This window comes from Agrobacterium tumefaciens str. B6, from assembly GCF_001541315.1.
Classification (GTDB): domain Bacteria; phylum Pseudomonadota; class Alphaproteobacteria; order Rhizobiales; family Rhizobiaceae; genus Agrobacterium; species Agrobacterium radiobacter.
In genome coordinates, this window is sequence record NZ_LMVK01000045.1 from 230147 (window position 1) to 251935 (window position 21789).

Consider the following 21789-nt stretch of genomic DNA (forward strand, 5'->3'; position numbering starts at 1 on the left):
ATACCTCCCGGGCGCCGCTGCGGAGCTTCAGCAAGCCTGCCAAAGAATATGATGGCAGAACGTGTCCGATACAAGGCCTTTTCCAGTTGAAAAGACACCATATGCGCGAAAAGCGCTCACGTTTTGGCGATCATTACAAAGAATTAATCGCTAAAGTTAAGCGGGGCACAACCGATGATCATTCTCCCGCCTGCCGCAGAACCGGCGCCGCCTTCTGGCCGAGAATGCGCCATGTGCCGATGAGCCCGATGCCGACAGTCATGACGAGGGCGACGACGAGGGTTCCGATCGCCACATCCGGCAGGAAGCTGGAGGGCAGCTTCATGATGCGGGCGATCACGAACCATGCGGAGACGCCGCCGGCGAAAAGCGCGAAGACGGCGGTGGCGAGACCGAGCATCATATATTCGTAGGAGAAGGCGCGGATGAGCAGGTTTCGTGTGCCGCCCAGCGTTTTCAGGATGACCGCGTCGTGGGTTCGCGCGCGGTTGCCGGCAGCGAGAGCGCCGGCGAGAACGAGGACGGAGGCTATCAGCGCAACGGCGGCAGCGGCGCGAATGGCGGTGGCAAGCTGGCCGACAAGGCGGTTGACGACGTCGAGCGCATCCTTCACGCGCACGCTGGTGATCGTCGGATAGGCGTTGGTGACAGCGCGCAATATGCGGCCTTCGTCGGCGGCGGTTGCGGAAGGGTCGGCGAGTGTTGCCAGCCACGCATGCGGCGCGCCGCGGAAGGTGTTCGGTGAAAACACCATGACGAAATTGATCGACAGTGATTCCCATTCGACGTTGCGCAGATTGGCGATCTTGGCCGTTATGCTGCGTCCGAGCACGTTGACGGTGACCGTGTCGCCGATCTTGAGGCCCAGATCCCCCGCCTCTTTCGCGGCGAAGGAGACCAGCGGCTCGCCGCTATAGTCCGGCCCCCACCATGTTCCCTCCGTCAGCGTCGCGTTTTCAGGAATTTCCTGGGAATAGGTGATGCCCCGGTCACCGCGCAGCACCCAGCGTCCGGAAGATGGCACGTCCATTTTTGTCACGTCCTCGCCGTTAAGCGCCAGAATGCGGCCGCGCAGCATCGGTACTTCGGTCAGGGCTCCTTCCGGCGCTTCTTGCTTCAAAAGATCGCGGAAGCCCTGAACTTCGCTGCCCTGAATATCCACGAAGAAGAAATTCGGTGCCTTTTCCGGCAGGCTGTCCGTCAGTTCACGACGCAGATTGCCGTCGATCAGGGTGAGCGTTACGAGGAGGGTCAGCCCGAGGCCGAGCGAAAGAACGACCGAGGGGGTGAGTGCGCCCGGCCGGTGAATATTACCGATCGCCAGCCTCAGCGCAGCCGAATGAACGCGCGGGCTGCGCTTGGCGATGGCCTTTACGCCCGCAGCCACCAGTCGCAGCACCACGAAGGCAAAAGCGATGGCCGCAAGGAAGATCGAGGCGATGAAGCGGTCTTCCGCCGAAAAGATGGCGAGGGCGGCAAGCGCCGCCAGCAGCAGGCCGGTTGCGGCCAGATAGGGCCAGGACGGCCAGCTTCCTTCTTCGAAACCCTGCTCGCGGAAAAGCGCGGTTGCCGGAACCTCACGCGCCTGGCCAAGGGGAACGATGGCGAAGGCGAACGTGGTCAGGAGGCCGAACAGGGCGGCGAGACCGAGAGCGCCGGGGTAAAAGGCGAGCTCTTCCGGTACAGGCAATACGCCTTCCAGAAACCGCATGGCGATGAGTGGCGCGACGGCGCCGACCACAAGGCCGATGACGATGCCGACGGCGGCAATGAAGGCGATCTGGAAGAGATAGGTCATGGTGACCACGGAGGCCGGTGCGCCCAGGCATTTCAGCGAGGCGATCGTGGTGCGTTTGGAATCCAGAAACGCGCGGACGGCATTGGCGACGCCGACACCGCCGACGATGAGGGCGGTGAGGCCTACCAACGTCAGGAATTGCGAGAAGCGGTTAACGTTTTCGGTGAGCGAGGGTGCCGCCCGGTCGCTGGTGCGGATGGACCAGCCAGCGTCAGGAAAGGCCTTGTTGGCCACGTCGATCATGGTTACCCGCGCCGCCGGGTCGTTCAGCTTGATCTTGTAGGCGTGTTCCACCAGGCTTCCGGTCTGAACGAGGCCGGAGGCAAAAAGGGCATCGCGGCTGACCATCAGCCTCGGAGCAAAACCGAAGCCGTCAGACAGCGCATCCGGTTCGTCGACCACGGTGCCGGTCAGTTTCAGCTTCACATTGCCGAGCAGGATTTCATCGCCGACCTTGATGCCGAGCCGTTCGAGCAGAAGCGGTGCGGCGATGGCGCCATAGGTGTCGCCGGTGCCAGCCAGAAGCTCGCTTAACGGCCGGTTGGGTTCGGCAACGAAGGTGCCAAAGAGCGGATAGGAGCCGTCTATGGCTTTCACCTCAGTCAACGTCTGTTCGGAACCGTCGGCAAGGCGCGCCATGGAGCGCAGCCCGGTGGAAACCGCGACGGTGCCTAGCCCATCGAGATAGGCCCGTTCTTCCTGCGTTGCTTCCCTGTTGCGCAGTTCGAAACGCACGTCGCCTGCCAGTATGGACTGACCTTCCGTGGCAATGGCGCTGGTGACCGCGCGTGAGACGGAATTGACGGCGGCGATGGCGCCGGTTCCAAGCGCAATACAGGCAAGGAAAATGTAAAAGCCTCGAAGGCCGCCGCGAATTTCTCGCCGTGCGAGCCTCGCGGCGTTTCTGACATTGGCAAAAGACGGGAGAACAGATCCAGTCATGCCGATACCGCCCGCGCAATCTGGGGCTTCGCGCTGTCGCCCTCTATCTCGCCGGAGCGCACCTTGATCTGCCGTGAGCAGCGGGCGGCAAGCGACGGATCATGGGTGACGAGGATCATCGTCATGCCGCGCTCGGCCTGTTTGGCAAAAAGAAGATCAGCGATCTGCCTGCCGGTATCGGTATCGAGATTGCCGGTCGGTTCATCAGCAATCAGTACCGCCGGTGAGGGGGCAAGCGCGCGGGCGATGGCGACACGTTGCTGTTCGCCGCCGGAGAGCTGGCCGGGATAATGGTTAAGGCGTTCACCGAGACCGACGGCGACGAGTTCGCGCCTGGCGATTTCGAAGGGGTTCGGGGTGTTTGCCAGTTCGAGCGGAACGGCGACATTTTCCAGTGCCGTCATGTTGGCGATGAGATGGAAGGACTGGAAAACAATGCCGATATTCCGGCCGCGAAAATCCGCCAGCGCGTCCTCGCCGAGCTTGTGCAGTTCCGTATTCGCGATGATGATTTCACCGCTATCGAGCCTCTCGAGACCGGCAAGCACCATCAGAAGCGTCGACTTTCCCGAGCCGGAGGGGCCGACGATACCAACCGCCTCGCTCTCTCCGATTGAAAGATTGATGTTCTTGAGAACGTGAACGGAGGCGGCGGCATTGCCGAGCGTGAGGTCGGCTTTCTTCAGCTCTATGATGCTTTTCGTCACAATTCTCGTTCCTATATAGGGTGATGAAAACGGTCTGGCGGTCGATGCGGTCGGTATTTCAGACAATGGGAACCAAGTTAGGAAAGCCGTGATGAGATTTAAAGCTGCCCTGTTTCACTTCATCGTCATTTTCGCTACCGCCTTTTCCGCCACTGTTGTCACGGCTCAGGAGCGGACATGGCAACTGGTCGGCCTCGGCGACAGCCTGATGGCTGGCTATCAGCTGCCCCCAACCGACAGCTACACCGCACAGCTTGAGGCTGCATTAAAGGGCAAGGGCGTCAATGTCGCCATCGCCAATGCCGGTGTGTCCGGCGATACCTCTTCCGGCGGCCTGGCGCGGGCGGAATGGTCGGTTCCCGATGGTACTGATGGGGTCATTCTGGAACTCGGCGCCAATGACGCCCTGCGCGGAATTCCCCCCGAACAGACCGAAAAGAACATCGATACCATCATTTCCGGCTTCCAGAAGCGCAACATAGCCGTGTTGCTGGTCGGCATTATGGCACCGCCGAATATGGGCGAAGATTACGCCAAGCGCTTCAATCCGATCTTTCCGAAGCTTGCCGAAAAATACAACCTGCCGCTTTATCCCTTCTTTCTGGATGGCGTGGTGACGGATGATGCGCTGAATTTGGATGACAAGATGCACCCCAATACCAGGGGTGTGGCGATGATGGTTGAAAAATCTTTGCCGGCTGTTGAAAGCTTCATCAAGACAATCGGTGCGCAAAAAAAATAAGCACTTGCGCCCATCTGCATTGCGTGATTCGCTATGCTTGTTCTGCCAAGAGATTCGGGGAGCTCGCCATGCCGAGACTGTTTACCGCCCTCGAAATTCCGCGCAATGCGGCTATGAGCCTCTCATTGTTGCGCGGTGGTCTGCCGGGAGCCCGGTGGATCGATGTGGAGAATTATCACATAACCCTGCGTTTTATCGGTGACATCGACGGGCGGACCGCCGATGAGGTCGTGGACAGGCTGGATCGGATCGAAAGGCCGGAATTCCAGCTCAATCTCACCGGTATGGGGTCCTTCGGCTCCAAGAAACCGCATTCCATCTGGGCCGGGGTTTCTCCCTCTCCGGAAATGCATGCGCTGCAGGCGGAAGTCGAGAGAATCTGCCAGAGGATCGGTCTCCCGCCCGATCCGCGCAAGTTCATGCCGCATGTCACGTTGGCGCGGCTGCGCTCATCGCGGCTGGACGATGTCGTTCATTATCTTTCCGGACGCGGCAACTTCCGCACCTCGCCCTTTACGGTCGGACGTTTTGTGCTGATGTCGTCGAAGGAATCGGTGGGCGGCGGGCCCTATATCGTTGAAGAGGCGTTCCCGCTTCACGAGGCCCGGTCCAGCTCCATCTTTTCGAGCAACGACCTGCATCCTGCCAAGAGCATGTTGTAGACGCCAAGGAACCCGTCCTCGGCACCGTAATAGGGATCGGGGACGTTCTCACGACGACCAACGGCATAATCCATGAAGAGATGGATTTTGTGCCGGTGTTTTTCCGGGCTCGATTGAAGCAGGTTCGCCAGATTGTTTTCGTCCATGGCGAGTATCAGGTCGAAAGTCTCGAAATCTGTCCGGGTGACCTGTCTTGCCCGCTGACTTGAAATATCGATGCCGTGCCGTCGCGCCATGGCGATGGACCGGGGATCAGGCGCATCACCCGCGTGCCAGCCGCCGGTGCCGGCGGAATCGATAGCGAGCTGGTCAGACACGGCCGCGTCATCGGCAAGATGTCTCAAAACGCCTTCGGCAATCGGTGAGCGGCAGATATTGCCCATGCAGACAAAAAGAATAGCTGTATGTTTCATGGAATATGCGTCGATCCGGTCGTTGAAGCGTTAATGGGTCTCAAGCGGAGGCAAGTTCATGAAATATCCCAGACTCGAGCCGGACGCCATCCGGCAGGCCCTGTCGAAACTCGAGGGCTGGTCCCTGCGAGAAGACGGGGCGGCGATCGTCCGTTCCTTCAAGTTTTCAAGTTTTGCGGAAGCCTTCGGTTTCATGGCCGAATCCGCACTTGTTGCGGAAAGGCTTAATCATCATCCGGAATGGTCCAATGTCTATTCGCGGGTCAAGGTTTGCCTCACCACGCATGATTCACAGGGAGTGACGGAGCGGGATTTTCTTCTGGCCGAAGCCATGCAGAAGGCGGCTGCGGGCCGAAGCAATTGAACGGCGGACCTTAAATCCCATATAATAGCCGTGACCGGAGGACCGTCGATCATGGATGATGTGAAAATCGGTGAAATTCTTCTGCCGGGTGAAACCGACAGGCAGCAGGAGCGTGAAAATGCGGTGCGGGCGAAATTCTGGCCCAAGCTGAAGCGTGTGATGTCAAAAGTGCCCTTCGCGCGCGATGCGGCGGCGGCCTATTATTGCGCGATCGACCGTGACACGCCGCTGCGCGCAAAGGGTATCATCCTGGCGGCGCTTGCCTATTTCATCATGCCGATGGATGCCGTGCCTGACGTGCTGGCCGTCATCGGTTTTACCGATGATATTGCCGTCATCACGGCAGCGCTTGCCATGATCCGCGCTCATATCAAGATGGAGCACTACGAGGCCGCTGACGCCATGCTGAAGCGACAGCAGGAAGCCGGGTAACGTCTCTGTGATGTGTCCGTCCGGCAGAGCCCGGCGGGTGACAAATTCTTGCCTGAATTTATGTGTCTTACACACGAGGGAAGGGCGTGCCACGCCGTTCTCCTCAGGGCGTCGGGAAGTCGCCAATCTGTAACACCGCAAGACGTTTCCGGCATTTTATGCGTGTTGTTGACGGTTTGGTAACCGCTTTCCGACCACAATGAGAAAAGACGATCCGCACCTGAACGTGGCCGATCCAGAAACTGGGCTCGCCGCTGCTTCGGGCCAATGGAAGACAATAACCCGGCAGGAAATTCTATGTTTGTAAGAAGTGTAGCAACCGCAGCGGCCATTTTGCTGACCAGCGTCAGCGTAGCATCTGCACAGTCGCCCACGCGCATCCAGCAGTTCAATGCATGGGGTGCCTATTCGTACAAATCGGGCAACAGCACCGTCTGCTACGTTCTTTCCATTCCGACCGCCAAGGAACCGGCGAGCGTCGACCACGGCGATATTTTCTTCATCGTGTCGCAGCGCCCGGGCCAGAATATCTCCTATGAGCCGCAGGCCATGGTGGGTTATTCGCTCAAGCAGGGTTCCAAGGTCAATGTGACGATCGACAACAAGAACTTTGTCATGTTCACCAAGGACAAGGCCGCTTGGGTTGAAAACGCCGCTGAAGAACCGGCTCTCGTGGCTGCCATGAAGGGCGGCAAGTCCATGACCGTCAAGGCAGTCTCAGGCCGCGGCACCGCGACCTCCTATTCCTATTCGCTGTCGGGTATTTCGGCAGCTCTCAAGCAGATTGAGAGCTGCAAGTAACCCTGACGCTTCATCGCATTTGATAATGGCCGGTCATTGACCGGCCATTTGCGTTTTTGCCAGTTTGATGCTAAAGGCGCGGCAACATTGACAGGCGGATGCGCGAAAAGTGCTCCGCCTTTGATTTTCTCGACATGCAGACGATTTTCCGCCTATCCGACAGGCCGGTCGTGCGATGCATGGAATGATGGGATAGCGTGATGTCCGTAATGCAAGCCCCTGCCGGCCTGGCAGTCAAAACCCCGCTGATCGCCAATAGCGATCTGATGTCCGGCAAGCCGTCACTGATTGGCCTGACGCGTGAGGAAATGGGCGAGGCGCTGGCCGAGATCGGCGTGCCGCAGAAGCAGGTGAAGATGCGCGTCAGCCAGTTGTGGAACTGGCTTTATGTGCGCGGCGTCTCCGATTTCGACAATATGACCAATGTCGCCAAGGAGCTTCGCGAGAAGCTGAAGGCGGCCTTCACCATTGCCCGTCCGGAAATCGTCGAGGAGCAGATCTCCAATGACGGCACCCGCAAATGGCTGATGCGCTTTCCGCCGCGTGGTGCGGGACGTCCTGTCGAGATCGAGACGGTCTATATTCCCGAAGAAGGTCGCGGCACGCTGTGCATATCGAGCCAGGTCGGCTGTTCGCTGACCTGTTCCTTCTGTCACACCGGTACCCAGCGTCTGGTGCGCAACCTGACGGCTGAGGAAATTCTCGCCCAGCTGCTGCTGGCTCGTGACCGGCTCGGCGATTTTCCCGATGGTTCGACCCCGGTAGGCGCCTATGTGCCGAGCGAGGGCCGCAAGGTCTCCAACATCGTGATGATGGGCATGGGCGAGCCGCTCTATAATTTCGAGCATGTGAAGACCGCGCTCCTGATTGCGACCGATGGCGATGGCCTGTCGCTCTCCAAGCGTCGCGTCACGCTCTCCACCTCCGGCGTCGTGCCGGAAATCTTCCGCACCGGCGATGAGATCGGCGTCATGCTGGCGATTTCGCTGCATGCGGTGCGCGACGACCTGCGTGACATGCTGGTGCCGATCAACAAGAAATATCCGCTGAAGGAGCTGATCGAGGCCTGCCGCAATTATCCGGGTCTCTCCAACGCTCGCCGCATTACCTTCGAATATGTGATGCTGAAGGATGTCAACGACAGCTTGGAAGATGCCAAGATGCTGGTGCAGCTTCTGAAGGGCGTTCCGGCCAAGATCAACCTCATTCCGTTCAATCCATGGCCGGGCACGAACTACCAGTGCTCCGAATGGGCGCAGATCGAGAAGTTCGCCGATTTCATCAATCAGGCGGGTTATGCCTCGCCGATCCGCACGCCGCGCGGCCGCGATATCCTCGCCGCCTGCGGTCAGCTGAAGTCGGAATCCGAGCGCATGCGCAAGACCGAAAGGCTGGCTTTCGAGGCGATGATGATCGCAAACCACGGTGCGGATGACTGAATCAGCCGCAATTGCGCCATAAAGCTTGATTTGCAGCGGTTCTCTGATTGATTTCAGACTGTCTTGTTCCTAAGAAGACGAAAACAGGGAACCAACAGGAGGATATCCATGCGCGCATTCATTCTGGCTCTCGCTGCCGCGAGCGCCCTCGTTCTGCCGGCCAAGGCCGAAAACGTCACCGTCGCCGTCACCGCCATTGTTGAACATCCGGCGCTCGATGCCGCTCGCGATGGCGTGAAGGCCGCCCTTGCCGAAGCCGGTTACAAGGAAGGCGAGAACCTCAAGTTCCTGTACGAGTCCGCGCAGGGCAATCCCGGCACCGCAGCGCAGATCGCGCGTCAGTTCGTGGGCGACGCTCCTGATGTCATCGTGCCGATCTCCACGCCGTCCGCCCAGGCCGTCGTTGCCGCCACGCGTGATATCCCGGTCGTCTTCACGGCAGTTTCCGATCCGGTCGGCGCGCAGCTCGTAAAGAGCATGGAAAAGCCCGGCGGCAACGTGACCGGCCTTTCCGACATGCTGCCGGTTGGTGAACATCTGGCGCTCATCAAGGAAATCTCGCCGAACGCCAAGTCCATCGGCTTCATCTACAACTCGGCCGAAGCCAACTCCGCCTCGACGCTCGCTTTGCTGAAGGCTGAAGCTGAAAAGGCTGGCCTCAAGATCGTCGAATCCGTCGCCACCAAGTCCGCCGAAGTGCAGGGCGCAACCCGCGCGCTGGTCGGCAAGGCTGACGTGATCTACGTTCCGACCGACAACACCATCGTTTCCGCTTTCGAAGCGGCAGCCGGCGTTGCTTCCGAAGCCAAGATCCCGCTCTACGCCGCCGATACGGATTCCGTTGCCCGCGGCGCGGTTGCGGCCCTCGGCTTCAACTATTTCGACGTTGGCAAACAGACCGGCGCGGTCGTCGTCCGCATCCTCAAGGGTGAAAAGCCGGGCGACATTCCGGCAACCGTTGCTGTCGGTACCGATCTGGTGATCAACAAGAAGGCCGCTGAAAAGGCTGGCGTTACCTTCCCCGAAAGCGTCACGAAGCGCGCCACCAAGGTCATCGACTAACCGAAACCAGACTGAATTGCGGGCGGCGGCATTTCGCCGCCCGTTTTACGTGGCACGAGACGGTGCCCGTATCCGCCTGATGGCGGCAATAACAAGGACATTACCGTGAGCCAAATCGCCTTCTGGGGTGCCGTGGAGCTGGGACTGGTCTTCGCTTTCGTGGCGATCGGCGTCTACCTCGCTTTCCGCGTGCTTGATTTTCCTGACCTGACCGTGGACGGTTCTTTTCCGCTTGGCGCCGCTGTGGCTGCCGTGCTGATCATCGCCGGTCTGAATGCCTGGGTCGCGACGGCGATTGCAATGGTTGCCGGTGCTGCCGCCGGGATCGTGACCGCAACGCTCAACGTCCGTTTCAAGATTCTCAACCTGCTTGCCTCGATCCTGACGATGATCGCGCTTTTTTCCGTCAATCTGCGGGTGATGGGAAAGCCGAATGTGGCGCTGCTCAATCAGGACACGATGATCTCACCGTTTTACGGCCTCGGCCTTTCGGAATATCTGGTGCGGCCGCTCTTTGTCGGCGCGCTGGTGCTGATCGCGGTCATTCTCGTCTGGCGTTTTCTTGAAAGCGATGCCGGCCTTGCCATGCGGGCCACCGGTGCCAACGCGCGGATGGCGCGGGCGCAGGGTGTGAAGACCGGTAACCAGATCTATCTCGGCATGGCGCTTTCGAATGCGCTGGTCGCCCTCGGCGGCGCGCTGTTTGCGCAGACCAATGGTTTTGCCGATGTGACCTCCGGTGTCGGCACCATCGTCGTCGGGCTTGCCGCCGTCATCATCGGTGAGACGCTGTTCGGTGCGCGCGGCATTCTGATTGCCCTTATCGGATGTGTCTTCGGCTCCATCGCCTATCGTCTAGCCATCCAGCTTGCTTTGTCGAGCGATGTGCTGGGTCTCAAGGCATCCGATCTCAATTTCGTAACGGCGGTATTGGTGGCCATCGCGTTGATCCTGCCCCGACTCCGCCGTGGGGGGGCAACATCGTGATTTCCCTTTCCGATATCCAGGTCGTTTTCGGGCGCGGCACGCCGCTGCAAAAACAGGCGCTGTCCAAGATTGAACTTACCATCGAGGATGGTTCCTTCGTCACCGTCATCGGCTCCAACGGTGCAGGTAAATCAACGCTGCTCGGCGTATTGGCGGGCGATGTCCTGCCGACGGCGGGCAAGGTGATGATCGGCGGCGCCGATGTTACCCGCAAGTCGACCGCCAGCCGGGCGGGGCGGGTGGCGCGTGTATTTCAGGACCCGCTGGCGGGCAGCTGCGGTGCGCTCACCATCGAGGAAAATCTGGCGCTCGCGGCATCGCGTGGTGAACGCCGCGGCCTTCTGCCGGCGCTTGGGCGCGGGCGGCGGGATTTCTTCAAGGAGCGTATCGCCTCGCTCAACCTCGGTCTGGAAAACCGCCTGAAGGACCGCATGGATCTTCTGTCGGGCGGCCAGAGGCAGGCCGTCTCGCTTGTCATGGCGACGCTATCCGGCTCGGACGTGTTGCTGCTCGATGAACACACGGCCGCACTTGATCCCGGCATGGCGGAATTCGTGATGGAGCTGACCCGCAAGGTGGTGTCGGAGCGCAAGCTGACGACGCTGATGGTCACCCATTCCATGCGTCAGGCGCTGGATTATGGCACCCGCACGATCATGCTGCATGCCGGTGAAATCGTGCTCGACGTCTCCGGTGACAGCCGCAAGGATCTCGAGGTCGAAGACCTGATCGACATGTTCCGCAAGATACGCGGCCAGAAGCTTGATGATGACGAGTTGCTCATCGGTTGATCGCAAAAAGGCGCCTTCCGGCGCCTTTTTTGTTTGCCCTCAGCGCGTTTGCGTGAAGAAAATCTTGACCGCGAAAATCGAGAAGACGCCGGCGATCGTGTAATCCAATCCACGCAGAACCTTCCGGTTGCGTTGCAGCCAGGCGGAGAGAACATCGGCGGCGACAACGATGCCGATGCCGATCGGCAGTGCGACGATGATCGACCAGATGCCGAGGAAGATCAGCTTGCCGGTCACATGCGGATCGGAGGCGCTGACGAATTGCGGCAGGAAGGTCATGAAAAAGATGATGACCTTGGGGTTGAGCAGATTGACCCAGATGCCGTTCAGCAAGGCCGATTTCAGGGAGGCCTGCGCCCTTTCGCCGGTGCTTTTCACCATCACGAAATCCGAACCCTTGCGGATCGCCTGAATGGCGAGCCAGACCAGATAGGCGGCGCCCCCTGTTTTCAGGATCATGAAGGCGGTCGGTGAGGCGACGATGAGGGCGGCGACGCCAAAAGCGACCAGCATCGTATGCACGGTGATGCCGATGTTTGTTCCCACCAGCGTCATGAAGCCCGCCGCCCGGCCTTCGCGCAGGGAGCGGCTGATCCAGAGCGTCATATCAGGACCCGGCGTCACCGCCAGAAGCAGAATGGCGATGGTGAAGGCGATCAGTGTTGGCAGGCTTGGAACGAAATCCATCGCGGCACCCGTAAATTCTGGAGATTGCCGTTGCTTAACGCGGTTTCGTGCTTCTGCCAATGTTTTTGAGTGGCGATGCGCCTGCGGGAGAGAATAGCCGCCGCACCTTTCAGGCACGGCGGCTGAAAGTTCAGTTTTTCAGAAAGCTGGTGAAGGCGGCGGAATATTCCGTGTGCCAGCGCGACAGCGGCGGGCGGTTCTGGACGATGTCATAGGCCGCCCAGAGAATGCGCTTTTCATCCGTCGGGCGGTCCACCTCGCCATCCGGGCAGAGAATGTAGAAATCGCCCCTGCCAATGCTTTCGACCATGAAATCGACGGTCTGTTCACCGGTCCATGCGCCTTCAGGCTTTTCCGTCCTGCCATGGGCGGTGAGGCCGGTGAAGACGAAACCGGGGATCAGAAGATGGGCGGAAACCGCGCCGTTCGGAACATTGCGCAATTCGTGCTGAAGCGCCTCCGTGAAGGTTTTGACGCCGGACTTCGAGACATTATAGGCGGGATCACCGGGAGGCGTGGTGATGCCCTGTTTCGAGCCGGTATTGATGATGAGCGCCGGCTCGCCGTGGGCGATCATGCCCTGGCCGAAAACGCGGCTACCGTTCACGACGCCCATCAGATTGACGCCGATAATTTTTTCCCAGTTGGACTGCGGTCCGAAGATGGCGCTGCCCGGCTGGATTCCGGCATTGTTCATGAGGACGTGGACACGCCCGAAACGCTGGATAACGGCGCGTTCGAGCGCCTCCAGCTCATCGAGTTTCGATACGTCGGTCGGGATGGCGACGATCTGCGCTTCACCGTCCTTGGCGACGGTCAGAATATCCGCATGGGCTGCGGCGAGCTTTTCGCCATCGAGATCGACGAGCACGACGCTCATGCCAAAGGTGGCGAATTTGCGGGCGGCGGCAAGTCCGATGCCGGATGCCGCACCTGTTATGACAGCGACATTATCTTCCTTGAATGCGGGGTGGATGGTCGTCATAGGTTTCTCCTTCGCGTCGTTTCTGCTGTTTCCAGCGGTTTGCAACGTTGCCTGAACCTGAGTGGCTTCATTCACGGTCTTCAAGTCGATCGCGCCGCTTTATGATAAAGCGCGAATTTTCTAAATGCATGTGACAATTGCTTCGTTCCCGTCGGCGCGGCCGGTCATCGCCCATCGTCATACGCGCCCATCAATTGTTTTGTCGCTTATCTCACGGAAAAGCGCTTCACACATTTCGGGTTGCACTGTAAAAGTGCCGAAATCCCGAGGAAATGGCGGTGTCCTGATGCCGTCATCATGCAGATGGACATCACTATGGCACTCCCGAAAGACGTTAAGAAAGTCGTTCTCGCCTATTCCGGCGGTCTCGACACCTCGATCATCCTGAAATGGCTTCAGACGGAACTCGGCGCTGAAGTCGTGACCTTCACTGCCGATCTCGGTCAGGGCGAAGAGCTTGAGCCGGCGCGCAAGAAGGCCGAGATGCTGGGCATCAAGGAAATCTTCGTTGAGGACGTCCGCGAAGAGTTCGTGCGTGATTTCGTGTTCCCGATGTTCCGCGCCAACGCCGTCTACGAAGGCGTCTATCTGCTCGGCACTTCGATTGCCCGTCCGCTGATTTCCAAGCATCTGATTGAAATCGCCAAGAAGACCGGCGCCGACGCCATTGCCCATGGCGCCACCGGCAAGGGCAACGATCAGGTTCGTTTCGAGCTTTCGGCCTATGCGCTGAACCCTGACATCAAGATCATCGCGCCCTGGCGTGACTGGACGTTCAAGAGCCGTACCGACCTCCTGAACTTCGCCGAACAGCACCAGATCCCGGTCGCCAAGGACAAGAAGGGCGAAGCACCTTTCTCCGTCGACGCCAACCTCCTGCATTCCTCTTCCGAGGGCAAGGTTCTGGAAGACCCGGCACAGGAAGCGCCTGAGTACGTGCATATGCGCACCATTTCTCCGGAAGCCGCTCCTGACAAGGCAACCGTCATCAAGATCGGTTTCCGCAAGGGCGATGCCTGCTCCATCAACGGTGTTGAAATGTCGCCCGCGACGCTTCTCGCCACGCTCAACAATTATGGCCGTGAAAACGGCATCGGTCGTCTCGATCTGGTCGAGAACCGCTTTGTCGGCATGAAGTCGCGCGGCGTTTACGAGACACCCGGCGGCACCATCCTGCTGGCTGCACATCGCGCCATCGAATCCATCACGCTCGACCGGGGCGCGGCCCACCTCAAGGACGAGCTGATGCCGCGTTATGCCGAGCTCATCTATTACGGCTTCTGGTTCTCGCCCGAGCGTGAAATGCTGCAGGCACTGATCGACAAGAGCCAGGAACATGTCGAAGGTGAAGTGACGCTGAAGCTCTACAAGGGCAATGTCATGGTAACCGGCCGCGAGAGCGCCAAGTCGCTTTATTCCGACGCGCTGGTGACCTTCGAGGACGACCACGGCGCTTACGATCAGAAGGATGCAGCGGGCTTCATCAAGCTCAATGCGCTGCGCCTGCGCACACTGGCCAAGCGTAACCTCAGCAAATAATTCTGCTGGAATGGAAATAATGAAACCCGCGGGCGGTGACGCCGGCGGGTTTTTTTATGTCTCTCTTCTGGAAACGATGCGGAAGCCGATATAGCTGGCAACGGCCGTGAACTCCATCACCGGAATGATGATGCCGAAGCCGGTGAGTGGTGAACCGATAAGCGAGGCTGCAGTACCGCCCGCAAAACCAGATCCCATCTGAATGAAGCCCATCATTGCCGATGCCGAGCCGGCAATATGCGGAAAAGGGGCAAGGGCTGCCGTTACCATTGAAGGCGTCAGCAAAGCGATGCCGACCGTCGCGACCGCCACGGGTCCCATGATCGAGAGAAAGGATGGCGGTATCAGGAACACTGACAGCAGAATGAGAAGGCCGCCTGTCGCCGAAAAACAGAGGCCGAGGACGACCGAACGACGGTCACCCAGCCGCGGTGCGATGTAACGCAGGGCAATGGAGCCGAAGAAATAAGCACCAGTCTGCATCAGCATGCCAACACCGAAAGCGGTGGGTGTCATGCCGACCTCGTTGATGAGGATGAAGGTCAGCATGGTGGCCTGCGCATAAAGCGCGCCGATGGACCCGCCAAGCACCAGTGCGGCCAGAAGAAAACGCGGCGCGCTCAGCAAGGTCTGATAGGCCGACAAAAGGCGACGTGGGCGGATCAGGCTCTTGTCCGGGATCGTCGTCTCGCGCAGAAAAACCACGACGGAGAAGATGGCCAGAGCCCCGAGGCCGGCCATGAGGAAAAATCCCGATTGCCAGCCAAAAGCCGCAAGTGAAAGCCCGCCGATTGTCGGGCCCATGGCGGGGCCAACAGCCAGCATGATACCGATGAGGTTCATGATGCTGGAAGCATCGGCGCCGGTGAACTGGTCGCGCACCACGGCGCGCGCCACTGTCATCCCGACGGAGGCCCCGATGCCCTGGATAAGCCGGGCAAAGAGCAGCACTTCGATTGTCGGTGCGAAAATGGCAAGCAATCCGCCGCCCAGAAAGATGGACAGGAAAACGAGGCTTGCCTTGCGCCGCCCGAAGGCGTCGGAGGCTGGGCCGGCGAGCAGTTGCGCGATCGCGAAACCCGCAAAATAAAGCGAGAGGCTGAGTTTTATGGCGGACTCTGTCGTGGCGAAAACCCGCGTCAGCTCCGGCATGGCCGGTGTATAGATGGCCATGGAAATTGGCGCCAGCGCCGTCAGCAGCGCACCGAGCATGGCCGTGCGCTTTCTGGACATGATCGTTTCTGGTGACATTGCGGTCAGCAGCTCGGGCCGGGCTGTTCCGGTTGGAGATTGTTGCGAAGCGTCTGCAGGAAGCTGCGGAAAAGCGCGACCTCTTCCTCGTTCAGGCCCTGCGTGGCGTGACGGACGAGTTCATCGATTTCCTGTCGCACGGCTTCCAGCATCTCGGTGGAGTTCTTCGTCAGTACGATGCGCTTGGAACGCCTGTCCTGCGGGTCCTGCTGGCGCTCAATGAGATCGAGGGACTGCAGCTTGTCGAGATAGGCGCAGATCGTCATCGGCTCGATGCCTAGCCGGGCGGCGATATCCGACTGCTTGCTGCCATCAACGACGGCAACCGTCAGCAATGCGCGGGCTTCGCCGGGGGTAAGACCCAGTCCAGCTTCAGAAATTCGGCGCTCAAACGCACTGTTCAGCAGGCGTGCGCTGCTGTTCAGCAAGAATGCCAATGAATCTTTTTCGCGTTTCGTGCCCATGTCTCGCCTTTTCGTAAGTCAGCCTTACTAAATTCCGGGCGATAATCAATGGTACACAAATCATATTGTCGAAAATCGAGTAAAGTATGCGTCAGTTCGGTTGTCGGACGGCCCGCAATATAGTCGCCGATTGTTACGCTGAAGCAAAAAAGATCGGACTTCCCCGTTTTTTTCACGCGGCCTGTCATCTCCGCCGGGCATATTGAATTGGCGGTGGAGGCGTGCCCATATGGGCTTAAACCGGAATTGTACACAAGGAAGACGAAATGCCATCCAAGACGACGCTTTATCCCGCCCTCGTGACCTGGGACGGTCACAACGGTTTGCCCAAATTTGATGCGGTCAAGGATGAGGATTTCGCTCCGGCTTTCGAGGCAGCGCTTCTCTCCCATGAACAGGAAATCGATGCAATTGCCGGCAATTCGCAGGCGCCGAGTTTCGAAAACACCGTAACCGCGCTTGAAATCGCCGGCGATGAGCTTTCGCGCATTTCGGCGCTGTTCTGGAACAGGGCAGGCGCCAATACCAATGGCGTGATCCAGGCGCTGGAGCGGGAGATTGCGCCGAAAATGTCGCGGCACTATTCGAAGATCGGCATGAACGAAGCGCTGTTCAAGCGCATCGACACATTGTGGGAAAAGCGCGAGACGCTGGGGCTGACGGGCGAGGAAAGCCGTGTTCTCGAGCGGCACTGGAAGGGTTTCGTACGTTCCGGCGCGAAGTTGCCGAAAGACCGGCAGGAACGGCTGGCGGCGATCAATGAGGAGCTTGCCGGTCTCGGTGCAAAGTTCGGGCAGAATGTGCTGGCGGATGAAAAGAACTGGAAGCTCCTGCTTTCCACCGAAGAGGAACTTGCCGGCATTCCCGGCTTTCTGCGCGACGCCATGGCGGGTGCGGCCCGTGAGCATGGCGAGGACGGCAAATTTGCCGTTACCCTTTCCCGTTCCATCATCGAGCCTTTCCTCACCTTTTCCGAACGTCGTGATCTGCGCGAGCAGGCCTTCAAGGCATGGGTGGCGCGCGGCGAAAACGGTGGCGAGACCGACAATCGAGAGACCGTTCACCGCACGCTCGAACTGCGCGAGGAGAAGGCCAAGCTTCTCGGTTACGCGAATTTTGCCGCTTACAAGCTTGATGACACGATGGCGAAGACGCCGGATGCCGTGAACGGCCTTCTGGGTCAGGTCTGGGAAAAGGCCGTGCGCCGCGCGGGCGAGGAAGAGGCCGAACTTGCCGCCATCATCGCCGAGGAGGGCCGGAATCACGAGGTGCTGCCCTGGGACTGGCGGCACTATGCCGAAAAGTTGCGCGCGCGGAAATTCAGCTTCTCCGAGACGGAATTGAAGCCCTATCTGCAGCTCGAAAAGATCATTGAGGCCTGCTTCGATGTCGCCGCGCGGCTGTTTGGAATTCGTGCCGTTGAAGTGAAGGGCGTTGCCGCCTATCATCCGGATGTGCGGGTTTTCGAGATTCGCGACGACAGGGGCGATCTGAAGGCCATGTTCCTCGGTGATTATTTCGCTCGCCCCTCCAAGCGATCCGGCGCATGGATGAGTTCGTTCCAGTCGCAGCACAAGCTGCCGCTGAAGAGCGGAACGGTCGGCGAAATTCCGATCATCTACAATGTCTGCAATTTCGCGAAACCGGCTGAGGGTAAGCCCGCGCTGCTTTCGCTTGATGATGCGCGCACGCTGTTCCATGAATTTGGCCATGCGCTGCATGGCATGTTGTCCGATGTGACCTACCCTTCCGTTTCCGGGACGGGCGTCTCGCGCGATTTTGTCGAATTGCCGTCGCAGCTTTACGAACATTGGCTGACGGTGCCGGAAATTCTGGAAAAATACGCGCTCCACTACGAGACCGGCGCGCCGATGCCGAAAGCGTTGCTGGACAAGGTTCTTGCCGCTCAGACTTTCAATGCCGGTTTCAGCACGGTGGAGTTCACCTCTTCGGCTATCGTCGACATGGCGTTCCACACCCGCGACAGCGTGAGCGATCCCATGGTCGTCCAAGGCGAGGTGCTCTCCGCCCTCAACATGCCGAAGTCCATCGTCATGCGGCATGCGACGCCGCATTTCCAGCACGTCTTCTCGGGCGATGGCTATTCCGCCGGCTATTATTCCTACATGTGGTCGGAAGTGCTGGATGCCGATGCGTTTTCGGCCTTCGAGGAAACCGGCAATCCCTTCGATGGCGAGATGGCGCGCAGGCTGAAGGACAATATCTATTCTGTCGGCGGTTCCATCGATCCGGAGGAGGCCTATCTCGCATTTCGCGGCAAGATGCCGAGCCCGGACGCCATGCTGTTGAAGCGCGGCCTCGTATAAGAGCACGTTATAAAAGACTGTCATATTTCTGAGCTAGAACCGGAGCGCAGGGGGCTTATGACAAGGCCCCCCTTTCGCATTTGCAAAAAAAAGGTTATGAGCGCGCCAGACTAAATTGGCGCATCTCACGATAGTGGCGCCCAACCTCAGAGATTTTGAACAATGGCACTTCGCAACATCGCGATCATCGCGCACGTTGACCATGGAAAAACGACGCTCGTGGACGAGCTTCTGAAGCAGTCCGGCTCGTTCCGCGACAACCAGCGTGTCGCCGAGCGCGTAATGGACAGCAACGACCTCGAAAAGGAACGTGGCATCACCATTCTCGCCAAGGCGACCTCGGTGGAGTGGAAGGGTGTTCGCATCAACATCGTTGACACCCCCGGCCACGCCGACTTCGGCGGTGAAGTCGAGCGTATCCTGTCGATGGTGGATGGCGCGATCGTTCTGGTCGATAGTTCCGAAGGCCCGATGCCGCAGACGAAGTTCGTCGTCAGCAAGGCGCTGAAGGTTGGTCTTCGTCCGATCGTCGCGATCAACAAGATCGACCGTCCGGATGGCCGCCATGAAGAAGTCATCAACGAAGTCTTCGACCTCTTTGCAAACCTCGATGCTACCGACGAGCAGCTCGACTTCCCGATCCTTTACGGTTCTGGCCGTGACGGCTGGATGAACGTCAACCCGGAAGGTCCGAAGGATCAGGGTCTTGCACCGTTGCTCGATTTGGTTCTCGAACATGTTCCGGAGCCCACAGTCGAAGAAGGTCCGTTCCGTCTGATCGGCACGATCCTCGAAGCCAACCCCTTCCTCGGCCGTATCATCACCGGCCGCATTGCCTCCGGTTCGATCAAGCCGAACCAGGCCGTGAAGGTGCTTGGCCAGGACGGTAAGACGATCGAAACCGGTCGTATTTCCAAGATCCTCGCATTCCGCGGCATCGAGCGCACCGCGATTGACGAAGCCCATGCGGGTGACATCGTCGCCATCGCCGGTCTTTCCAAGGGCACTGTTGCCGACACCTTCTGTGACCCCTCCGTCACCGAAGCGATGACCGCGCAGCCGATCGACCCGCCGACCGTTACCATGTCCTTCATCGTTAACGACAGTCCGCTTGCTGGCACCGAAGGCGACAAGGTAACGTCGCGCGTCATCCGCGACCGTCTGTTCAAGGAAGCCGAAGGCAACGTCGCGCTGAAGATCGAAGAGGCTGAAGGCAAGGATTCGTTCTTCGTTTCCGGCCGTGGCGAATTGCAGCTGGCAGTTCTGATCGAAACCATGCGTCGCGAAGGCTTCGAGCTTGCCGTTTCGCGTCCGCGCGTCGTCATGCACAAGGATGAGAACGGCACCCTGCTGGAGCCGATCGAAGAAGTCGTGATCGACGTCGATGAAGAGCATTCCGGCGTCGTCGTCCAGAAGATGTCCGAGCGCAAGGCTGAAATGGCCGAGCTTCGTCCTTCCGGCGGCAATCGCGTTCGTCTGAAGTTCTATGCCCCGACCCGCGGCCTCATCGGCTACCAGTCGGAACTTTTGACCGACACGCGCGGTACGGCGATCATGAACCGTCTGTTCCACGACTATCAGCCCTTCAAGGGCCAGATCGCCGGTCGCGTCAACGGCGTTCTGCTGTCGAACGGTTCGGGCGAAGCCGTCGCCTACGCCATGTTCAACCTTGAAGATCGCGGCCCGATGATCATCGAGCCGGGTGAAAAGGTCTATGCAGGCATGATCATCGGCATTCACACACGCGATAACGATCTCGAAGTGAACGTGCTGAAGGGCAAGCAGCTGACCAACATCCGCGCCGCCGGTAAGGACGAAGCCGTGAAGCTGACGCCGCCGATCCGCATGACGCTCGACCGCGCCCTTTCCTGGATCCAGGAAGACGAGCTGATGGAAGTGACGCCGAAGTCCATCCGCCTGCGCAAGATGTTCCTGGACGCCAACGACCGCAAGCGTTTCGAAAAGGCAAAGCTCGCTGTCTGATTGGCTCTACGCCACGAATTTCAAAGAACCCGGCCTCGCGCCGGGTTTTTTTATGCATTCTTTTTTATGTGTGCATGAGTCGAAAGGCGCTTTGCCAAAGGTTAAGGATGCGTTAATTTTTTCTGGTCGTCCACATGAATAGGCTGTGGGTAAGCTTGCCGGCGTTAACCTTTATGACTGGTAAGTTTCCGTGGCCGGGGCCAGAATCGCGTTATGAAAACGTTATCCATCGATGTTCGCCGTGCTGAACCGCATGATGCGCGCGCCATCTCAGAGGCGCACCGTCTGTCGTGGCAACAGGCCTATGCGGGGCTTATCCCGCACAAGCCGTTGACGCAGATGCTGGAGCGCCGTGGCGAAGTCTGGTGGAAAAAGGCGACCAAGGGCTCCGCAACCATGCTGGTGGTGGAAGTGGCCGGTGTGGTTGCCGGATATGCGACGCTGGGCTTAAGCCGGGCGCGTGGGCTGCCGCAGGACGGCGAGATTTACGAACTTTATCTCCGGCCTGAATATCAGGGTATTGGCCTCGGCTCGCTGCTTTTCACGGAAGCGCGCAGATTGCTGACTTCACTTGGCTGCAACGGCATCGTTGTCTGGTGCCTCGAGGATAGCGACGTCGCCAATCGCTTTTTCCGCTCGCATGGCGGCCGGGATATTGCCGAAGGCATGGAAGATTTCGATGGCAAGTCGCTTCGCAAGGTCGGTTTCGTCTGGAACTGATAGAGGGAGTTCGCGCCGTTTTCATTTTGTAGAGGGCGATGCTTCGTCGCGATGACATCAAATCGCCCATTCTGCCTTATCCAGCCAAAGCCATGTTGCAATGCGGCGACTTTCCCAGTATCGAAAACCAAATCCAACCCGCCGAATGAGGGAAGCGAATGCGTATTGATGCAATTTCCATAGGCAAGAATCCGCCGGAAGACGTAAATGTTATCGTTGAAGTGCCGGTTGGCGGCCAGCCGATCAAGTACGAGATGGACAAGGACGCCGGTGCGCTGATCGTCGATCGCTTCCTCTACACGCCAATGACCTATCCGGGTAACTATGGCTTCGTGCCGCACACGCTGTCCGACGATGGCGACCCGATCGACGTTCTCATCTGCAACACCCGCCCGCTGGTTCCCGGCTGCGTGATCAACGTTCGCCCCATCGGCGTGATGATCATGGAAGATGATGGCGGCAAGGACGAGAAGATCCTCGCCGTGCCGGTTCCGAAGCTGACGCGCCGTTACGACAAGGTCCACAACTACACGGACCTGCCGGAAATCACGCTGAAGCAGATCGAGCACTTCTTCGAGCACTACAAGGATCTGGAGCCCGGCAAGTGGGTGAAGATGGGCGGCTGGCAGGATGTCGATGTCGCCAAGAAGCTGATCGTCGAAGCCATTGAGCGCTACAAGGCGCAGGGCTGAT

The 21789-nt window shown here is 59.0% G+C and carries 21 protein-coding genes; 14 read left to right on the forward strand and 7 right to left on the reverse strand.

What is annotated here, in order from left to right; genetic code table 11:
• Positions 1 to 178 precede the first annotated feature (178 nt).
• Together ASB65_RS22100 and ASB65_RS22105 are read right to left on the reverse strand one after the other, a co-directional pair.
• Positions 179 to 2740, reverse strand: a complete 2562-nt coding sequence (locus ASB65_RS22100) for an ABC transporter permease (RefSeq protein ID WP_060725381.1) — start codon at positions 2738 to 2740, stop codon at positions 179 to 181.
• A complete protein-coding gene (locus ASB65_RS22105; RefSeq protein WP_060725382.1) occupies positions 2737 to 3447 on the reverse strand; it encodes an ABC transporter ATP-binding protein in 711 nt (236 codons plus the stop codon). Before ASB65_RS22105 ends, ASB65_RS22100 begins: the two co-directional genes overlap by 4 nt.
• Positions 3448 to 3538: 91 nt before the next feature.
• Between ASB65_RS22105 and ASB65_RS22110 the strand changes: the two genes are divergently transcribed.
• The gene (locus ASB65_RS22110) at positions 3539 to 4189 is read left to right on the forward strand and encodes an arylesterase (RefSeq protein ID WP_060725383.1); all 651 of its coding nucleotides are present in this window, start codon (positions 3539 to 3541) and stop codon (positions 4187 to 4189) included.
• 68 nt (positions 4190 to 4257) lie between these two features.
• On the forward strand, positions 4258 to 4851 hold the full coding sequence (thpR, locus tag ASB65_RS22115) for an RNA 2',3'-cyclic phosphodiesterase (protein ID WP_003505049.1): 594 nt from the start codon (positions 4258 to 4260) through the stop codon (positions 4849 to 4851).
• Here thpR and ASB65_RS22120 read toward each other — a convergent pair.
• Positions 4785 to 5264: a low molecular weight protein-tyrosine-phosphatase gene (locus tag ASB65_RS22120; RefSeq protein WP_060725384.1), complete on the reverse strand. Its 480-nt coding sequence runs from the start codon at positions 5262 to 5264 to the stop codon at positions 4785 to 4787. The two genes, thpR and ASB65_RS22120, sit on opposite strands and share 67 nt — an antisense overlap.
• A 58-nt stretch (positions 5265 to 5322) precedes the next feature.
• On the opposite strand from ASB65_RS22120, the gene ASB65_RS22125 reads away from it, so the two are divergent.
• The 7 genes from ASB65_RS22125 to ASB65_RS22155 all read left to right on the forward strand — a co-directional run bounded on the left by ASB65_RS22125 (position 5323) and on the right by ASB65_RS22155 (position 11140).
• The gene (locus ASB65_RS22125) at positions 5323 to 5628 is read left to right on the forward strand and encodes a 4a-hydroxytetrahydrobiopterin dehydratase (RefSeq protein WP_003505045.1); all 306 of its coding nucleotides are present in this window, start codon (positions 5323 to 5325) and stop codon (positions 5626 to 5628) included.
• Positions 5629 to 5679: 51 nt separating this feature from the next.
• Positions 5680 to 6060, forward strand: coding sequence for a YkvA family protein (locus ASB65_RS22130; protein WP_003505043.1), 381 nt, complete (start codon positions 5680 to 5682; stop codon positions 6058 to 6060).
• A 297-nt stretch (positions 6061 to 6357) separates the two neighbouring features.
• The gene (locus ASB65_RS22135) at positions 6358 to 6861 is read left to right on the forward strand and encodes an invasion associated locus B family protein (RefSeq protein ID WP_060725385.1); all 504 of its coding nucleotides are present in this window, start codon (positions 6358 to 6360) and stop codon (positions 6859 to 6861) included.
• Positions 6862 to 7127: 266 nt separating this feature from the next.
• Complete coding sequence (gene rlmN / locus ASB65_RS22140) at positions 7128 to 8300, forward strand: 23S rRNA (adenine(2503)-C(2))-methyltransferase RlmN (RefSeq protein ID WP_077998729.1); 1173 nt, start codon at positions 7128 to 7130, stop codon at positions 8298 to 8300.
• A 108-nt stretch (positions 8301 to 8408) separates the two neighbouring features.
• A complete protein-coding gene (locus ASB65_RS22145; protein WP_060725386.1) occupies positions 8409 to 9362 on the forward strand; it encodes an ABC transporter substrate-binding protein in 954 nt (317 codons plus the stop codon).
• A gap of 105 nt (positions 9363 to 9467) precedes the next feature.
• Positions 9468 to 10349 (forward strand): ABC transporter permease, encoded by an 882-nt coding sequence (locus tag ASB65_RS22150; protein ID WP_003505036.1) that lies wholly within the window; start codon positions 9468 to 9470, stop codon positions 10347 to 10349.
• Positions 10346 to 11140, forward strand: coding sequence for an ABC transporter ATP-binding protein (locus ASB65_RS22155; RefSeq protein ID WP_060725387.1), 795 nt, complete (start codon positions 10346 to 10348; stop codon positions 11138 to 11140). The genes ASB65_RS22150 and ASB65_RS22155 overlap by 4 nt, the downstream gene beginning before the upstream one ends.
• A 39-nt stretch (positions 11141 to 11179) precedes the next feature.
• On the opposite strand, the gene ASB65_RS22160 is transcribed toward ASB65_RS22155, so the two are convergent.
• Positions 11180 to 11827, reverse strand: a complete 648-nt coding sequence (locus ASB65_RS22160) for a LysE family translocator (RefSeq protein ID WP_003505033.1) — start codon at positions 11825 to 11827, stop codon at positions 11180 to 11182.
• 130 nt (positions 11828 to 11957) lie between these two features.
• Positions 11958 to 12812 (reverse strand): SDR family NAD(P)-dependent oxidoreductase, encoded by an 855-nt coding sequence (locus ASB65_RS22165; protein WP_060725388.1) that lies wholly within the window; start codon positions 12810 to 12812, stop codon positions 11958 to 11960.
• Between the two features lie 315 nt (positions 12813 to 13127).
• Between ASB65_RS22165 and ASB65_RS22170 the strand changes: the two genes are divergently transcribed.
• Positions 13128 to 14351: an argininosuccinate synthase gene (locus ASB65_RS22170; RefSeq protein WP_003505030.1), complete on the forward strand. Its 1224-nt coding sequence runs from the start codon at positions 13128 to 13130 to the stop codon at positions 14349 to 14351.
• A 54-nt stretch (positions 14352 to 14405) separates the two neighbouring features.
• On the opposite strand, the gene ASB65_RS22175 is transcribed toward ASB65_RS22170, so the two are convergent.
• Together ASB65_RS22175 and ASB65_RS22180 are read right to left on the reverse strand one after the other, a co-directional pair.
• Positions 14406 to 15602, reverse strand: a complete 1197-nt coding sequence (locus tag ASB65_RS22175) for a multidrug effflux MFS transporter (RefSeq protein WP_202908398.1) — start codon at positions 15600 to 15602, stop codon at positions 14406 to 14408.
• A gap of 5 nt (positions 15603 to 15607) precedes the next feature.
• Positions 15608 to 16066 (reverse strand): MarR family winged helix-turn-helix transcriptional regulator, encoded by a 459-nt coding sequence (locus tag ASB65_RS22180; protein WP_020010854.1) that lies wholly within the window; start codon positions 16064 to 16066, stop codon positions 15608 to 15610.
• 266 nt (positions 16067 to 16332) lie between these two features.
• Here ASB65_RS22180 and ASB65_RS22185 point away from each other — a divergent pair, with 266 nt between their 5' ends.
• The 4 genes from ASB65_RS22185 (at position 16333) to ppa (ending at position 21788) form a co-directional block, all read left to right on the forward strand.
• Entirely contained in the window at positions 16333 to 18393 is a 2061-nt protein-coding gene (locus ASB65_RS22185; protein WP_060725389.1) for a M3 family metallopeptidase, read from the forward strand.
• A 162-nt stretch (positions 18394 to 18555) separates the two neighbouring features.
• Positions 18556 to 20376 carry a translational GTPase TypA gene (gene typA, locus ASB65_RS22190; protein WP_003492424.1) on the forward strand — a complete coding sequence of 607 codons (1821 nt, stop codon included), beginning with the start codon at positions 18556 to 18558 and terminating at the stop codon, positions 20374 to 20376.
• A gap of 213 nt (positions 20377 to 20589) precedes the next feature.
• Positions 20590 to 21096 carry a GNAT family N-acetyltransferase gene (locus ASB65_RS22195; RefSeq protein ID WP_020813320.1) on the forward strand — a complete coding sequence of 169 codons (507 nt, stop codon included), beginning with the start codon at positions 20590 to 20592 and terminating at the stop codon, positions 21094 to 21096.
• A gap of 158 nt (positions 21097 to 21254) precedes the next feature.
• Positions 21255 to 21788 (forward strand): inorganic diphosphatase, encoded by a 534-nt coding sequence (gene ppa / locus ASB65_RS22200; RefSeq protein WP_003505020.1) that lies wholly within the window; start codon positions 21255 to 21257, stop codon positions 21786 to 21788.
• The last annotated feature ends 1 nt before the right edge of the window (position 21789 follow it).

What these genes read in the sequence shown, in the direction of transcription:
- ASB65_RS22100 (WP_060725381.1), bottom strand. Translation starts at nt 2,740, where the DNA reads ATGACTGGATCTGTTCTCCCGTCTTTTGCCAATGTCAGAAACGCCGCG.
- ASB65_RS22110 (WP_060725383.1), top strand. Translation starts at nt 3,539, where the DNA reads ATGAGATTTAAAGCTGCCCTGTTTCACTTCATCGTCATTTTCGCTACC.
- thpR (WP_003505049.1), top strand. Translation starts at nt 4,258, where the DNA reads ATGCCGAGACTGTTTACCGCCCTCGAAATTCCGCGCAATGCGGCTATG.
- ASB65_RS22120 (WP_060725384.1), bottom strand. Translation starts at nt 5,264, where the DNA reads ATGAAACATACAGCTATTCTTTTTGTCTGCATGGGCAATATCTGCCGC.
- ASB65_RS22125 (WP_003505045.1), top strand. Translation starts at nt 5,323, where the DNA reads ATGAAATATCCCAGACTCGAGCCGGACGCCATCCGGCAGGCCCTGTCG.
- ASB65_RS22130 (WP_003505043.1), top strand. Translation starts at nt 5,680, where the DNA reads ATGGATGATGTGAAAATCGGTGAAATTCTTCTGCCGGGTGAAACCGAC.
- ASB65_RS22135 (WP_060725385.1), top strand. Translation starts at nt 6,358, where the DNA reads ATGTTTGTAAGAAGTGTAGCAACCGCAGCGGCCATTTTGCTGACCAGC.
- rlmN (WP_077998729.1), top strand. Translation starts at nt 7,128, where the DNA reads ATGTCCGGCAAGCCGTCACTGATTGGCCTGACGCGTGAGGAAATGGGC.
- ASB65_RS22145 (WP_060725386.1), top strand. Translation starts at nt 8,409, where the DNA reads ATGCGCGCATTCATTCTGGCTCTCGCTGCCGCGAGCGCCCTCGTTCTG.
- ASB65_RS22160 (WP_003505033.1), bottom strand. Translation starts at nt 11,827, where the DNA reads ATGGATTTCGTTCCAAGCCTGCCAACACTGATCGCCTTCACCATCGCC.
- ASB65_RS22165 (WP_060725388.1), bottom strand. Translation starts at nt 12,812, where the DNA reads ATGACGACCATCCACCCCGCATTCAAGGAAGATAATGTCGCTGTCATA.
- ASB65_RS22170 (WP_003505030.1), top strand. Translation starts at nt 13,128, where the DNA reads ATGGCACTCCCGAAAGACGTTAAGAAAGTCGTTCTCGCCTATTCCGGC.
- ASB65_RS22175 (WP_202908398.1), bottom strand. Translation starts at nt 15,602, where the DNA reads ATGTCACCAGAAACGATCATGTCCAGAAAGCGCACGGCCATGCTCGGT.
- ASB65_RS22180 (WP_020010854.1), bottom strand. Translation starts at nt 16,066, where the DNA reads ATGGGCACGAAACGCGAAAAAGATTCATTGGCATTCTTGCTGAACAGC.
- ASB65_RS22185 (WP_060725389.1), top strand. Translation starts at nt 16,333, where the DNA reads ATGCCATCCAAGACGACGCTTTATCCCGCCCTCGTGACCTGGGACGGT.
- typA (WP_003492424.1), top strand. Translation starts at nt 18,556, where the DNA reads ATGGCACTTCGCAACATCGCGATCATCGCGCACGTTGACCATGGAAAA.
- ASB65_RS22195 (WP_020813320.1), top strand. Translation starts at nt 20,590, where the DNA reads ATGAAAACGTTATCCATCGATGTTCGCCGTGCTGAACCGCATGATGCG.
- ppa (WP_003505020.1), top strand. Translation starts at nt 21,255, where the DNA reads ATGCGTATTGATGCAATTTCCATAGGCAAGAATCCGCCGGAAGACGTA.